Annotated in this window: 13 protein-coding genes and 1 tRNA gene; 8 read left to right on the forward strand and 6 right to left on the reverse strand. The window is 70.3% G+C overall.

What is annotated here, in order from left to right; all coding sequences use genetic code 11:
- Positions 1-58: 58 nt before the first annotated feature.
- The 3 genes from coaE to rpsA all read right to left on the reverse strand — a co-directional run bounded on the left by coaE (position 59) and on the right by rpsA (position 3287).
- Positions 59-661 carry a dephospho-CoA kinase gene (gene coaE, locus ACFW3D_RS13935; protein ID WP_500504348.1) on the reverse strand — a complete coding sequence of 201 codons (603 nt, stop codon included), beginning with the start codon at positions 659-661 and terminating at the stop codon, positions 59-61.
- Positions 662-706: 45 nt separating this feature from the next.
- Complete coding sequence (locus tag ACFW3D_RS13940; RefSeq protein ID WP_500504349.1) at positions 707-1642, reverse strand: PAC2 family protein; 936 nt, start codon at positions 1640-1642, stop codon at positions 707-709.
- A gap of 148 nt (positions 1643-1790) precedes the next feature.
- Positions 1791-3287, reverse strand: coding sequence for a 30S ribosomal protein S1 (gene rpsA / locus ACFW3D_RS13945; protein ID WP_500504351.1), 1497 nt, complete (start codon positions 3285-3287; stop codon positions 1791-1793).
- Between the two features lie 304 nt (positions 3288-3591).
- Between rpsA and ACFW3D_RS13950 the strand changes: the two genes are divergently transcribed.
- Positions 3592-4470: a class I SAM-dependent methyltransferase gene (locus ACFW3D_RS13950; protein ID WP_500504352.1), complete on the forward strand. Its 879-nt coding sequence runs from the start codon at positions 3592-3594 to the stop codon at positions 4468-4470.
- Positions 4471-4517: 47 nt separating this feature from the next.
- Positions 4518-7046, forward strand: coding sequence for an ATP-dependent helicase HrpB (gene hrpB, locus ACFW3D_RS13955; protein WP_500504401.1), 2529 nt, complete (start codon positions 4518-4520; stop codon positions 7044-7046).
- On the opposite strand, the gene ACFW3D_RS13960 is transcribed toward hrpB, so the two are convergent.
- A complete protein-coding gene (locus ACFW3D_RS13960) occupies positions 7027-7773 on the reverse strand; it encodes a helix-turn-helix domain-containing protein (protein ID WP_500504353.1) in 747 nt (248 codons plus the stop codon). The two genes, hrpB and ACFW3D_RS13960, sit on opposite strands and share 20 nt — an antisense overlap.
- Positions 7774-7884: 111 nt before the next feature.
- A tRNA-Leu gene (locus ACFW3D_RS13965) sits at positions 7885-7957 on the reverse strand.
- A 99-nt stretch (positions 7958-8056) separates the two neighbouring features.
- Between ACFW3D_RS13965 and ACFW3D_RS13970 the strand changes: the two genes are divergently transcribed.
- The gene (locus ACFW3D_RS13970) at positions 8057-8683 is read left to right on the forward strand and encodes an ANTAR domain-containing response regulator (protein WP_500504355.1); all 627 of its coding nucleotides are present in this window, start codon (positions 8057-8059) and stop codon (positions 8681-8683) included.
- Positions 8684-8718: 35 nt separating this feature from the next.
- Here the strand turns inward: ACFW3D_RS13970 and ACFW3D_RS13975 are convergent, their stop codons facing one another.
- Entirely contained in the window at positions 8719-9306 is a 588-nt protein-coding gene (locus tag ACFW3D_RS13975) for a hypothetical protein (protein WP_500504357.1), read from the reverse strand.
- A 253-nt stretch (positions 9307-9559) separates the two neighbouring features.
- Between ACFW3D_RS13975 and ACFW3D_RS13980 the strand changes: the two genes are divergently transcribed.
- The 5 genes from ACFW3D_RS13980 to ACFW3D_RS14000 all read left to right on the forward strand — a co-directional run bounded on the left by ACFW3D_RS13980 (position 9560) and on the right by ACFW3D_RS14000 (position 14816).
- Positions 9560-10696 carry a branched-chain amino acid ABC transporter substrate-binding protein gene (locus ACFW3D_RS13980; protein WP_500504359.1) on the forward strand — a complete coding sequence of 379 codons (1137 nt, stop codon included), beginning with the start codon at positions 9560-9562 and terminating at the stop codon, positions 10694-10696.
- A 133-nt stretch (positions 10697-10829) separates the two neighbouring features.
- Positions 10830-11759 (forward strand): branched-chain amino acid ABC transporter permease, encoded by a 930-nt coding sequence (locus tag ACFW3D_RS13985; RefSeq protein ID WP_354795890.1) that lies wholly within the window; start codon positions 10830-10832, stop codon positions 11757-11759.
- Complete coding sequence (locus tag ACFW3D_RS13990; protein WP_500504360.1) at positions 11756-13123, forward strand: branched-chain amino acid ABC transporter permease; 1368 nt, start codon at positions 11756-11758, stop codon at positions 13121-13123. The genes ACFW3D_RS13985 and ACFW3D_RS13990 overlap by 4 nt, the downstream gene beginning before the upstream one ends.
- The gene (locus ACFW3D_RS13995) at positions 13120-14052 is read left to right on the forward strand and encodes an ABC transporter ATP-binding protein (protein ID WP_500504361.1); all 933 of its coding nucleotides are present in this window, start codon (positions 13120-13122) and stop codon (positions 14050-14052) included. The genes ACFW3D_RS13990 and ACFW3D_RS13995 overlap by 4 nt, the downstream gene beginning before the upstream one ends.
- Complete coding sequence (locus ACFW3D_RS14000; protein WP_499511272.1) at positions 14049-14816, forward strand: ABC transporter ATP-binding protein; 768 nt, start codon at positions 14049-14051, stop codon at positions 14814-14816. Before ACFW3D_RS13995 ends, ACFW3D_RS14000 begins: the two co-directional genes overlap by 4 nt.
- Positions 14817-14853 lie beyond the last annotated feature (37 nt).

The following is a 14853-nucleotide window of genomic DNA, read 5'->3' on the forward strand; positions in this document are numbered from 1 at the left end:
CCTGTCCACGGCGCAGCGACGCTACTGCCCCATGGACGCGCCCGGAGAGGGTTCCGGATCAGCTCTTGACGATCTTTTGACGCAACTGCTCCCACACCTGCCGGACCTGGGGCTCCAGCGCCTCCAGCGGCCCGTCGTTGTCGATCACCATGTCGGCGATCGCCAGCCGCTGTTCCCGGGTCGCCTGGGCGGCCATCCGGGCCCGGGCGTCCTCCTCGGCCATGCCCCGCAGCCGCACCAGCCGGTCCAGCTGGGTCTCCGGGGCGGCGTCCACCACCACGACCACGTCGTACAGCGGCGCGAGGGCGTTCTCCGTCAGCAGCGGCACGTCGTGCACGACCAGGGCGTCCGGGCCCGCGGCCTGCTCCAGCGCGGCCGAACGGTCCCGGACCAGGGGGTGGACGATCGCGTTCAGCGCCCGCAGTCGCTCGGGGTCGGAGAAGACGATCGCGCCCAGCTTCGGCCGGTCCAGGGACCCGTCGGCGGCCAGCACCCCCTCGCCGAACTCCGCGACCACGGCCGCCAGCCCGGGTGTGCCCGGCTCGACCACCTCACGTGCGATCCGGTCGGCGTCGACCAGCACCGCCCCGTACGAGGCCAGCAGCCGCGACACCTCGCTCTTGCCCGCCCCGATCCCGCCCGTCAGCCCCACTTTGACCATGGCGCGAGACTACCGGTGCCCCCGCACACCAACGAGCCCGGTCGGTCAGGAGCCGTCGTCCTCGCGGTCGGCGAGGAAACGCTCGAACTCCGCCGCCAGGTCCTCCGCCGACGGCAGTTCGACCGGCTCGGCGATCAGGTTCTGACGGCTGCTGCCGCCCGCCAGCGCGTCGTACTGGTTCTCCAGACCCTGCACCACCGCGACCAGCTCCGCGTCGCCGTCGGCGACCTGCCGGTCGATCTCGGCGCGCACGGTGTGCGCCTCCATCCGCAGTGCGTGCGCCACCTGCGGCAGCACCAGGCCGGTGGCGGCCGTCAGCGTCTCCACCACCGCCAGCGCGGAGTCCGGGTAACCGGAACGCGCCAGGTAGTGCGGTACGTGGGCGGCGACACCCAGCACGTCACGGCCCGCCTCCGCCAGCCGGTACTCGATCAGCGACTCGGCACTGCCCGGAACCTGCGCCTCGTCGAACCAGGCGCGGTGGCCCGGCACCAGGTCCAGCCGGTTGCCATGTGGTGTCAGCCCCACCGGACGGGTGTGCGGAACGCCCATGGGGATGCCGTGGAAGTTGAACGCCAGCCGCACACCGAGCCGCTCCACGATCTCCACCACCGCCGCCGCGAAACGCTCCCACTCGATGTCCGGCTCCTGGCCCGACAGCAGCAGGAACGGCGAACCCGTGCTGTCCCGGACCAGCCGCAGCGCGATCTCCGGCGCCTCGTACCCCGTCCAGCGGTCCCGCTGGAAGGTCATCAGCGGACGGCGCGCCCGGTAGTCCACCAGCCGGTCGGCGTCGAAACGCGCCACCAGCCGGTGCTCCTGCCGTTCCAGCAGCTCCTCGACGACCTGGCTGCCGGTCTCCCCGGCGTCGATGTAGCCGTCGAAGTGGTACAGCAGCACGGGTCCGGTCTCACCGAACGCCTCGTCGACCGCCTCTGCCCCGCCCGGCTCGTATGCGTACAGCCCCTGCGGATCCAGCACTGCGCACCCTTCCTTCGGTCTTCGTCAACTCTCGGTGCAACGGACCGTACAGCCCGCGCATTCCCGTCCGGACCCGGCGAACGCGGAAGGACCCGCCCTCCAGGGGAGAGCGGGTCCTTCCGTGGTGCGTGGGCGGTACGCCCTGCGATCAGCTCTGGCCGCCGGCCAGCTTCTCGCGGAGCGCGGCCAGCGCCTCGTCCGACGCGAGGGCGCCGGACTGGTCACCGGACTCCGAGGAGTACGAGCCACCGGTCGGGCCGGCCGGAGCCGCCTCGCCGGCCGCGGCCGCAGCCTCGGCGTCCGCCTCGCGGGACTTGATGACCTGCGCCTGGTGCTGCTCGAAGCGGGTCTGCGCCTCGGCGTACTGGCGCTCCCACTCCTCGCGCTGCTTCTCGTAGCCCTCGAGCCAGTCGTTGGCCTCGGGGTCGAAGCCCTCGGGGTAGATGTAGTTGCCCTGGTCGTCGTAGGACGCGGCCATGCCGTACAGGGTCGGGTCGAACTCGACCGAGGCCGGGTCGGCACCGAAGGACTCGTTGGCCTGCTTCAGCGAGAGGCTGATGCGACGGCGCTCGAGGTCGATGTCGATGACCTTGACGAAGATCTCGTCGTTGACCTGGACGACCTGCTCCGGGATCTCCACGTGGCGCTCGGCCAGCTCGGAGATGTGGACCAGACCCTCGATGCCCTCGTCCACGCGGACGAACGCACCGAACGGCACCAGCTTGGTGACCTTGCCGGGGACGACCTGGCCGATCTGGTGGGTCCGGGCGAACTGCTGCCACGGGTCTTCCTGGGTCGCCTTCAGCGACAGGGAGACACGCTCGCGGTCCATGTCGACGTCCAGGACCTCGACCGTGACCTCCTGGCCGACCTCGACGACCTCGGAGGGGTGGTCGATGTGCTTCCAGGACAGCTCGGACACGTGCACGAGGCCGTCCACGCCACCCAGGTCCACGAAGGCACCGAAGTTGACGATGGAGGAGACGACGCCGGAGCGCACCTGACCCTTCTGGAGGGTGGTGAGGAAGGTCTGGCGGACCTCGCTCTGGGTCTGCTCCAGCCAGGCACGACGGGACAGGACCACGTTGTTGCGGTTCTTGTCCAGCTCGATGATCTTGGCCTCGAGCTCCTTGCCGACGTACGGCTGGAGGTCGCGGACACGGCGCATCTCGACCAGGGAGGCGGGGAGGAAGCCACGGAGGCCGATGTCGAGGATGAGACCACCCTTGACGACCTCGATGACGGTACCGGTGACGATGCCGTCCTCTTCCTTGATCTTCTCGATCGTGCCCCAGGCGCGCTCGTACTGGGCGCGCTTCTTGGACAGGATCAGACGACCCTCCTTGTCCTCCTTCTGGAGGACCAGGGCCTCGATCTCGTCGCCCACGGCGACGACCTCGTTGGGGTCGACGTCGTGCTTGATCGAAAGCTCGCGCGAGGGGATGACACCCTCGGTCTTGTAACCGATGTCGAGCAGGACCTCGTCCCGGTCGACCTTCACGATGACGCCGTCGACGATGTCGCCGTCGTTGAAGTACTTGATCGTCTCGTCGATCGCGGCGAGGAAGGCTTCCTCGGAACCGATGTCGTTGACCGCCACCTGCGGGGTGGTACGAGGGGCCTGGGCCTCGGTGCTGCTCGTCATTAGGAAAAGGGCTCCGGTACGGACATGAAGTCGTAGGTACTGCTACGCCGTAAGCCCGTTTCGCTCCTGCCGATTCCGGACAGCCCGCAAGGCCGAGAGGTTTACAACAGATGTGAGCGCAGCCTGCTCCGTCCGAGGCGCGCAGGCTCGCAGCGCAACTTGTAGCATACGGGGGCAGCCGGGCACGGTCAATGCACGAAGAGCACACCACGGGCGTAACACCCCGTACCGGGCACTGGTACATGGACGTGCAGCGGCGGCACCGCAGCCACAGGTCACCACAGAGGGTACGACGACCAGCGCAATGATCCAAGCACCGGCCCCCCGGCCCTTCCCCGAAGAACCCGAGGCCACGCGCCGTGTCGCAGGCGCCACGGAGAGCAGCCGAGCCAACCGCGGATGGTGGGACCGCAACGCCGACGAGTACCAGAGCGACCACGGCGAGTTCCTCGGCGACGCCGATTTCGTCTGGGGCCCGGAAGGAGCAACCGAGGACGAGCTCCACCTCCTCGGACCCGCCGCCGGACTGAAGGGCGCCGCCGTCCTGGAGATCGGCGCCGGCGCCGCCCAGTGCTCCCGCTGGCTCGCCGCGCACGGCGCCCGGCCCGTCGCACTCGACCTCTCCCACCGCCAGCTCCAGCACGCCCGCCGCATCGACGACGCGCGCGCCGCCGCCTCCCCCGCCACCACCGTCCCCGCCTTCCCGGCCTTCCCGGCCTTCCCGCTCATCCAGGCCGACGCCGGCGCCCTCCCCTTCGCCGACGCCTCCTTCGACCACGCCTGTTCCGCCTACGGCGCCCTCCCCTTCATCGCCGACACCGCCCACGTCATGCGCGAGGTCCGGCGCGTCCTGCGCCCCGGCGGCCGCTGGGTCTTCTCCGTCACCCACCCCATCCGCTGGGCCTTCCCCGACGAACCCGGCCCCGAGGGACTCACCGCCTCCGCCTCCTACTTCGACCGCACCCCCTACGTCGAACAGGACGAGACCGGGCACGCCGTCTACGTCGAGCACCACCGCACCCTCGGCGACCGCGTCCGCGAACTCAGCGCAGCCGGCTTCCACCTCGTCGACCTCGTCGAACCCGAGTGGCCCGCCTGGAACACCGCGGAATGGGGCGGCTGGTCGCCGCTGCGCGGCCGCGTCGTCCCCGGCACCGCGATCTTCGTCTGCGTCGCCCCGTGACCCCCCGCCCCGCGCGGCTCCGGGAGGACGCCCTCGCCGCCCTCCCGGTGCGCTCCGCCCTGCCCGCCCTCCACGACGCGCTGGAGGGCCACGGCTGCGCCGTCCTGGCCGCCCCGCCCGGCACCGGCAAGACCACCCTCGTCCCGCTCGCCCTCGCCGGACTCCTCGACGACCGGCCCGAACGGACCGTCGTCGTCGCCGAACCACGCCGCATGGCCGCCAAGGCCGCCGCCCGCCGCATGGCCTGGCTCCTCGGCGAGGAACCGGGCGGCCGCGTCGGCCACACCGTGCGCGGCGACCGCAAGGTCTCCCCCCGCACCGTCGTCGAGGTCGTCACCACCGGCGTCCTCCTCCAGCGCCTCCAGCGCGACCAGGAGCTCGCCGGCACCACCACCGTCCTCCTCGACGAGTGCCACGAACGCCACCTCGACGCCGACACCGCCATGGCCTTCCTGCTCGACGTGCGCGCCGCCCTCCGCCCCGACCTGCGCATCGTCGCCGCCTCAGCCACCACCGACGCCGACGCCTGGTCCCGGCTGCTCGGCGACGCACCCGTCGTCCACGCCCGGGGACACATGCACCCCGTGGCCGTCACCCACGCACCCCCACCGCACGGCATCCGGCCGCCCCACGGCATGCGCGTCGACCCCGCCTTCCTCGACCACGTCGCCGGCACCGTCCGCACCGCGCTGCGCACCGACGACGGCGACGTCCTGTGCTTCCTCCCCGGCACCGGCGAGATCGCGCGCGTCGCCGGCCTGCTCGACGGCACGAACGCCGAGATCCTCCAACTCCACGGCCAGGCACCCGCCGCCGTCCAGGACGCCGTGCTCCGCGGCGGCGACGGCACCCGGCGCCGCGTCGTCCTCGCCACCTCCGTCGCCGAATCCAGCCTCACCGTCCCCGGCGTCCGCGTCGTCGTCGACTCCGGACTCGCCCGCGAACCCCGCACCGACCACGCCCGCGGGCTCGGCTCCCTCACCACCGTCCGGGCCTCCCTCGCCACCGCCGCCCAGCGCGCCGGACGCGCCGGACGCGAAGCCCCCGGCACCGCCTACCGCTGCTGGAACAAGGCCGAGGACACCGGCCGCCCCCGCTTCCCCTCCCCCGAGATCGCCGTCGCCGACCTCACCCCCTTCGCCCTCCAGGCCGCCGCATGGGGCGACGCCGACGCCACCGGGCTCGCCCTCCTCGACCCGCCCCCGCCCGGCGCCCTCGCCGCCGCCCACGACGTCCTCACCGCGATCGGCGCCCTCCGCCCCGACGGCCGCACCACCGACCGCGGCGACCGCATGGCCCGCATCGGCCTCCACCCCCGCCTCGCCCGTGCCCTCCTCGACGGCGCCCCCCGCACCGGCACCCGCCGCGCCGCCGACATCGTCGCCCTGCTCTCCGAGCAACCCCCGCGCGACCACGGCGACGACCTCGCCGCCGCCTGGCGCACCGCCCGCCGCGCACACGACGCCCACGCCGACCGCTGGCGCCGCGAGGCCCGCCGCCTGGCCGCCGCGGCCCCCGACCACCCCGCCACCGCGCTCACCGACGACACCGCCGCCGGGCTCCTCACCGCACTCGCCTTCCCCGAACGCGTCGCCCGCCGCCGCGGAGGCACCGGGGCCGGCTCTGGCTCTGGCTCTGGCTCTGGCTCTGGCTCTGGCTCTGGCTACCTGATGGCCTCCGGCACCGCCGCCGACCTCGCCGACGGCACCCGCCTCGGCACCCCCCAGTGGCTCGCCGTCGCCGTCGCCGACCGCCCCGCCGGCTCACCCTCCGCCCGCGTACGCCTCGCCGCCGTCATCGACGAGGACACCGCCCGCACCGCAGCCGCGCCCCTGCTCACCGAGACCGACGAGGTCACCTGGACCGACGGCGACGTCACCGCCCACCACGCCGCCCGCCTCGGCGCGATCACCCTCGCCACCCGCCCCCTCCCCGACCCCGATCCCGACCGGCTGCGCACCGCACTCCTCGACGGCCTCCGCCGCGAAGGACCCCGCCTGCTGAAGTGGACCCGCGACGCCGACACCCTGCGCCTGCGCCTCGCCTTCCTCCACCGCGAGATCGGCGCCCCCTGGCCCGACGTCTCCGACGAGGCCCTGATCTCCCGCGCCGACGAGTGGCTCGCCCCCGAACTGGCCACCGCCCGCCGCCGAGCCGACCTCGCCCGCGTCGACGCCGGCACCGCCCTGGGCCGCCTCCTGCCCTGGGCCACCGGCGACGCCGCCCGTCTCGACGAACTCGCCCCGGAACGCCTGGAGATCCCCTCCGGCTCCAAGGTCCGCGTCTCCTACGACGACGACCGCCCCGTCCTCGCCGCCAAGCTCCAGGAGCTCTTCGGCTGGACCACCACCCCCCGCATCGCCGGGGGCCGCGTCCCCCTCCTCGTCCACCTGCTCTCCCCCGCGGGCCGCCCCGCCGCCGTCACCGGCGACCTCGCCTCCTTCTGGCGCGACGGCTACCGCGCGGTGCGCGCCGAACTCCGCGGCCGCTACCCCAAGCACCCCTGGCCCGAGGACCCCACGACGGCGGTCGCCACCCGGCACACCAAGGCCCGGCTCAATGCTTCGGACCGATGAAGCGGTCCATGAGCGCGACGGCCTCCCGGCGGGCGACGGAGATATTGCAGGCGTTGGCCTGCCGCCAGGCGACGCCGAGGGCGTCGAGGGTGTCGAGGGTGTCGGTGCACAGCCGCCGGATGTCGTCGGACCTGTTGGTGAAGAAGTAGCGCGGGTACTCGTAGTGCCCGGTCTCGCCGGCCGCGGTGCGCGTGATCCGGTTCACGACCCGGCTCCCGTCCGAATGGATGAGCCAGCGCAGGAAGTCCCAGGGCCGCTCGTCGACGACGGCCTGCTGCCAGGGCTCCAGGGCGATGCGGCGCTCGTGCTTCCTGCCGGGTCCGTGCTGGGGGAAGAGGCAGGGCCAGTGATCGCTGTACGAGGTGACCATGGTGCAGCCCTGGGAGTGGACGCGGCACACGGAGTTCCCGGGCCGGACGGCCTTCATGGCCACCTCGCACGCGTCGATCAGGCCGGGCCAGGCGTCCGCGCACACGATGCGCAGGGCGTGGCCGCCGCGCGGCTGCGGGCTGATGCAGCCGTCGCCGAGGTAGAGCCCGAGCAGATAGGCGTAGGCGGGGCCGGAGGCCCGGCCTACGCAGTCCGTGCCGCTCCGCCTGGGTTCGACGCGGGTGCGCCAGTCGCGGATGGCGGAACGGGACACGCCGGTCATCCGGCTCACGGAGTTGAGGCTCCGTCCCTCGGCGAGGAGCGCGAGGGCCCGGCGGCGCATTTCCAGGTCGTACACACGCACGACTTTGGCGTGATTCCAGCCACGCATGGCCGGGAATCCACCGCCGCTCACTCGACTCAGTGAAGATCACCCTGAGTGATAAACGCCTTGAATTTGAAGGCAGAGTACCCCGGGTGGGATTCGAACCCACGCTATATGGTGTTTGAGACCATTGCCTCTACCGCTGGGCTACCGGGGCTCCCTTTGAAGCGAAGGCTAGCGTATACCCTCCGTGTCCTAAACATACCGGAGATAGGTAGGCTCTTGGGGCAGCACCTGCCCTGGAACGAGGAGTCCCGTGAGCGCCGCCGAGCCCGTTGACGAGCAGTCGCACGTACCGCCGCAGACCACCCGCGTGGTGATCGCCGAGGACGAGGCTCTGATCAGGCTGGACCTGAAAGAGATGCTCGAGGAGGAGGGCTACTCCGTCGTCGGTGAGGCGGGGGACGGCGAGACGGCCGTGAAGCTCGCCGAGGAGCTGCGGCCGGACCTGGTGATCCTGGATGTGAAGATGCCCGTGCTGGACGGGATCTCCGCCGCGGAGCGGATCGCCAAGGAGAAGATCGCGCCGGTGCTGATGCTCACCGCCTTCTCGCAGCGCGAGCTGGTGGAGCGGGCCCGGGACGCGGGTGCCATGGCGTATCTGGTGAAGCCGTTCAGCAAGAGCGACGTCGTGCCGGCCATCGAGATGGCGGTGTCGCGCTTCACGGAGCTGCGGGCGCTGGAGGCGGAGGTCGCGGACCTGAGCCTGCGGCTGGAGACGCGGAAGCTGGTGGACCGGGCGAAGAGCGTCCTGCAGACGAAGTACGGGCTGTCGGAGCCGGCCGCGTTCCGGTGGATCCAGAAGACGTCGATGGACCGCCGCATGACGATGCAGGCGGTGGCGCAGGCCGTGCTGGACGAGGTGGACGGCGGCGTCAAGTAGCGCCGCCTGGGGCCCGGTTGGGGCCGGCGGCCGGTTCAGGCCGAGTGGTCGGGCCAGTCGCGCCGTGGCAAGGGGATGTCCGATGCGGGCATCCCTTTGTCGTTGGTGACGGCGAGGTGGTCGACGGCGGCGTCGCGGGGGATGTCGAACCAGAGGTCGTACTGGGCGCTGTCGTGGGCGCCGATGTCGATCGTGAGCGGCTGGCGCTTGATCTGCATGGCCTCCCAGTCCATGGAGTGCCTGCTGCCGTCGGCGAGGACGAGCCGGTGGAGGTCGTTGTCGAGGCGCGCGCTGACGGAGTCGTCGACGGTGACGCCGACGCGGACGCGGCAGAGGCGGCCTTTGGCGGGGTGCTCCGCGTGGGTGCCGACGATGACGGCGATGCCGCAACGCAGGGCGAGGGCGCGGAATTCGAGGTTCCCCGCCTTGACGGCGGGTGCGTCGAGGGGAATTTCGAGCTGGCGGAGGGGTTGGCCGGTCGCGGCCGGGGAAGGGTGGGGCCATATCGCGGCGGCGGTGAGGGCCGCTAGCGTGGCTCCGGCGAGTGCTCCGGCCAGGGCGGTCACGACGGGCCGGCGGGCCGGCCGTCGCGCAAGGCCGCCAAATCGGACCTTTGTCTGCATCTCTCCCCCTCTGGTCGTCCGGTTACCGGTAAGGACCGTTCTGTTTCCGGCACATGACCCAGGTCACCGTCCGATCACATATCTTCCTACGACCTATCTGTGTGCCTGATCAGCGGATTACATTCCCGCCAACCCGCGTGATGTTCACGCGGTCGCAATCCGGAGGGCCTACGGCCCGCCGACTCGTAATCTCATTGGGCGGCTCCAGGGGGTCGTAGTGCTCAACAACAAGTTCGTCAAGTTCGCTATCCCGGTGGCAGTTGGCGCTCTCGCGCTCACCGCGTGCGGTGGCGGCAAGGACGACGGCGGCAAGAGCGGCGGCAAGCCGACGTTCTCCATCGGCTTCCAGGGTCCGCTGTCCGGCGACAACAGCGCGCTGGGCATCAACGAGGACAACGGCCTGAAGCTGGCCGTCGAAGAGGCCAACAAGAAGGGCGACCTGCCCTTCACGCTGAAGGTCGTGGACGGCGACGACCAGGGCCTGCCGGACCAGTCGCCCGCCGCCGCTCAGAAGCTGATCGGTGACACCAGCGTCGTCGCCGTCGTCGGCCCCGCGTTCTCGGGCCCGACGAAGGCCGCGGGCGGGCTGTACGCCCAGGCGCAGCTCGCCGCGGTGACGCCGTCGGCAACGAACCCGGACCTGACGAACCAGGGCTTCACCTCGTTCCTGCGCGGTGCGCCGAACGACAACGAGCAGGGTGCCGGCATGGCCGAGTACCTGTCGAAGAAGGAGAAGGCCAAGAAGGTCTTCGTCATCGACGACAAGAGCGAGTACGGCGTCGGTCTGTCGAAGGTCGCGATCGACAGCCTGAAGGCCGCGGGCGTCACGGTGGAGACGGACTCCGTCCCGGCGAAGACCCCGGACTACACCGCTGCCGCGACGAAGGTCGTCAACTCCAAGGCCGACGCGCTGATCTACGCGGGTTACTACGCGGACCTGGCGCCGTTCGCCAAGAAGCTGGCCGACGGCGGCTTCAAGGGCATCGGCATCTCGGGTGACGGCTCCAACGACGCGAAGTTCGTGGAGCTGGCCGGCGCCGCGGCCGACAACTGGTTCCTGACCTGCCCGTGCACCGACGCCACGAAGAACGAGAGCACCAAGGCGTTCACCGAGGCGTACACCGCGAAGTTCAACACGCCTCCGGGCACCTACTCGGCCGAGTCGTACGACATCGCGAACCTGATCATCTCCGAGATGAAGAAGCTCGGCAAGGACGTCACGCGCGACAAGCTGCTGGCGGCCCTGAAGGGTGTCAACTACAAGGGCCTGACCAAGGAGTTCGCCTTCGACGACAAGGGTGAGCTGAAGGTCAAGAACGTGTACCTGTACCAGGTCGCCGACGGCAAGATCGGCTACCTGGGTGACGTGGCCACCCTCAGCGCCAGCTGACCCGGCAACTGACACCTGAGGTGGGGGGTGGGGGGCGCGGCACGGATTCCGGCCGCCGCCCCGCGCTCCCCATCGCTGTGTCGGACGCGTTTTCGCCGCCCTTCACCGGCTTCAGCAAGGATTCCCACGCACGATGAATCTCTTCCACAACTTCTGGGACTACTTCATCCCAGGCTTGACGACGGGGTCCATGTACGCCGTCATCGCGATCGGGTACACCCTGGTCTACGGCGTGCTCCAGCTCATCAACTTCGCCCACAGCGAGGTCTTCATGATGGGCGGCTTCGGTTCGCTCGTCGTGCTCTCCGAGCTCGCCCCGCAGTCCCCGCACGGGTTCACCTCCGTCGTCTGGGTGATCGTCGGCATGATCGCCGGCGCCCTGGTCGGAGCGCTGACCGCGTTCGGGCTGGAGAAGGCGGCGTACAAGCCGCTGCGCAAGCGGAACGCCCCCAAGCTGGTCTTCCTGATCAGCGCCATCGGCGCGTCGTTCTTCCTGTACAACCTGGCGGGCAAGCTGTGGGGCCGCAACCCCGTGCCGATGCCGGAGCTGTACACCAACGGTGAGGTCTTCAGCGTCTTCGGCACCCCGGTGAAGATCACTCAGCTGATCATCATCGGTTCCGCGGTCGCGATGATGATCGGTCTGGACCTGGTGGTCAACCGCACGAAGATGGGTGCGGGCATCCGGGCCGTGGCGCAGGACGCCGAGACGGCGGGTCTGATGGGTGTCGACATCGACAAGATCATCTCCCGTACGTTCATCATCGGCGGTCTGCTGGGTGGTGCGGCCGGCTTCCTGTACGGCTTCGGCATCTCCGGCCAGGTCTGGTTCACCGTGGGCTTCCTGCCGGGCATCAAGGCCTTCGCGGCGGCGGTGCTGGGCGGTATCGGCAACATCCGTGGTGCGATGCTGGGCGGTCTGCTGCTGGGCATCGTCGAGAACCTGAGCTCCCCGCTCTTCGGCACCCAGTGGATCGACGTGACCGCGTTCGTGATCCTGATCCTGGTGCTGATGTTCCGTCCGACGGGCATCATGGGCGAGCGTCTGGGGAGGTCGGCATGAGCAACGCGACCGCTGCCAAGTCCTTCTCGGTGGACGTGGCGAAACTGCGCCGCAAGGCCTGGTACCAGCAGCCCCGTTGGACGCGGCTGCTCGGCATGCTGGTGCTGGGCTTCATCCTGGCGCTGATGACGGGCGAGGACGGCAACCCGGCGGAGAGGCTGTCGGCGTTCACCGGCGCCTTCCAGTCGGCGCGGCTGTGGATCTGCCTGGCCATCATGGTGGGTGTGTGGGCGCTGGTGGAGTTCGGTGCTCCGGTGCGCGACGCGGCCCGGCAGGGTGCGCAGGGAGTCAACAAGTCGCTGGAGCCGACCCGGGCGATGTTCCGGTCCAACGGCTGGCTGCGGCTGGGCGGACTGGTGCTCGTCCTGGTGCTGGCGATCGTCATCCCCGCCAACACCAGCCTGTTCTGGCAGGAGGTCCTCGTCACGCAGATGGGGATCTTCATGATCATCGCGGTCGGTCTGAACGTGGTGGTCGGCTGGGCCGGTCTGCTGGACCTGGGCTTCATCGCCTTCTACGCGATCGGCGCGTACTCCTGCGCCTTCTGGACCGGCCACATGCCGGTGAAGCCGCCGTTCACGGTGGGCGCGCTGGAGTCGATCCCGTTCGCCATCGTCACCTGCCTGATCGCCGGTGTGCTGCTGGGTGCCCCGACGCTGCGGCTGCGCGGTGACTACCTCGCGATCGTGACGCTGGGCTTCCACGAGATCGTGTACCTGGTCGCGAAGAACTCGGACGGCTTCACCAACGGTTCGCGGGGTGTCATCGGCATCCCGCACCCGTCCATCCACATCGGTCCGATCAACTACGACTGGACGCTGGACCCGCTGCCGTACTGGTACCTGCTGCTGTTCTTCCTGGTGGTGCTGATCTTCCTGTACAACCGCCTGGAGCACTCGCGGATCGGCCGCACCTGGACGGCGATCCGGGAGGACGAGGTGGCCGCCTCCGCGACGGGCATCAACACCGTCCGGTACAAGCTGCTGGCCTTCGCGATCGGCGCGTCGACCTCGGGTCTGGCGGGCGTCGTCTACTCCAGCAAGGTCGGGTTCATCAACCCGGAGAACTTCACCATCGTGCTGTCGGTGCTCGCGCTGGCGTACGTGGTGTTCGGCGGCATGGGCTCCATCGCGGGCGTGCTGTTCGGTGCCGCGCTGCTGGTGTGGCTGCCGAACGCGCTGCGTGACCTGGTGCCGGAGCAGGACCGCTTCATCTACCTGGGTGCGCTGCTCGTCATCATGATGATCTTCCGTCCGCAGGGTGTGATCCCCTCCCGCCGCAGGCAGCGTGAGCTGCACATGGCGGAGGCGGGCATCGGCGACGCCGATGCGATGACCGAGCCGACGGGAGGCGTGAAGTCGTGAACGCGGTGGAGGAAGCGGGCGTGCAGCCCGCGCAGACCGGCGGTACGGTGCTGCAGGCCCGTGGCGTGACGCTGCGGTTCGGCGGTCTCACCAGCCTGTCGGACGTCAACCTGACGATGCGGCGGGGCGAGATCCTCGCGGTGATCGGCCCGAACGGCGCGGGCAAGACCTCGCTGTTCAACTCCCTGACGGGCGTGTACGTCCCGCAGGAGGGCACGATCACCTTCCACGCGGAGGGCGGTTCCGAGCACAAACTGCTCGGCGCCAAGCCGTACCTGGTGAACCGTTACGGTGTCGCCCGGACCTACCAGAACATCCGGCTCTTCAGCGCCCTGACGGCGCTGGAGAACGTCAAGATCGCGGCGGAGTCGCGGCAGAAGTCGGGAGCGATCTCGATCATGCTGGGCCTGCCGTGGGCGCGCCGGGACGAGAAGGCCAGCGACGACCGGGCGCAGGAGCTGCTGTCGTACGTGGGCCTGTCGGGCAAGCACAACGAGCTGGCCGCCAGCCTCTCCTACGGTGACCAGCGGCGTCTGGAGATCGCGCGGGCGCTGGCGACCGACCCGAAGGTGCTGCTGCTGGACGAGCCGGCGGCCGGTACGAACCCGACGGAGAAGCTGGAGCTGGAGCAGCTGATCCGCCGGATCAACCAGGACCTGGGCGTCAGCGTGCTGCTGATCGAGCACGACATGAAGCTCGTGATGTCGGTCGCGGACCGCGTCATGGTGCTGAACTTCGGCAAGGTGATCGCCGAGGGTCTGCCCGAGGAGGTGCAGCGCGATCCCGCGGTGATCGAGGCGTACCTGGGTTCGGCCGACGAGGAGGCCGTGGAGGCCGTCGCGGAGATGGTGGAGATCGTCGAGTCGCACCACACGGCCGACGCTCCGGAAGTCCCCGCACCGCGTGAGTCCGAGGAGGAGGGCCGATGACCGAGGCCGCCAACTTCGAGAAGGCGACGGACGGTTCCGTCGCCCAGGCCCCGGCGATGCTGGAGCTGGTCGACCTGCAGGTGTTCTACGGCGCGATCCAGGCGCTCAAGGGCATCAACGTGACGGTCCGGCAGGGCGAGGTCGTGGCCCTGCTGGGCGCGAACGGCGCCGGCAAGACCACCACCTTGCGCACGATCTCCGGTCTGCTGCAGCCCCGCCACGGCGAGGTGCGCCTCGGCGGTGAGCGGATCGACGGCGTTCCCGCGCACAAGGTCGTGGAGCTCGGCATCGGCCAGTCGCCGGAGGGCCGCCGGGTCTTCCCGGTGATGACGGTGCTGGAGAACCTGGAGATGGGCGCGTACCGGTTCAAGGGCGTCTCCAAGGACGACCTGGACCGTGTGCTGACGCTCTTCCCGCGCCTGGCGGAGCGGCGTACGCAGCTGGCGGGCACCCTGTCCGGCGGTGAGCAGCAGATGCTGGCCATCGGCCGGGCCCTGATGGGCCGCCCGAACCTGCTGCTGCTCGACGAGCCGTCGATGGGGCTGGCGCCGCTGATCGTCCAGCAGATCTTCGAGATCATCAAGGAGATCAACGACCAGGGCACCACGGTGCTGCTGGTGGAGCAGAACGCCTCGCAGGCGCTGCAGCTGGCCGACCGCGGCTATGTGCTGGAGACGGGCGCGATCGTCATGGAGGACGACGCATCGGCCCTGCTGTCCGACCCGCGCGTGCGTGCGGCGTACCTCGGTGAGGGCGCGGCGTAACGTCCGGCGTCGTACGGCGCGTCACACGGCGAGGAGA

Source organism: Streptomyces sp. NPDC058864, from assembly GCF_042742985.1.
GTDB lineage: Bacteria > Actinomycetota > Actinomycetes > Streptomycetales > Streptomycetaceae > Actinacidiphila.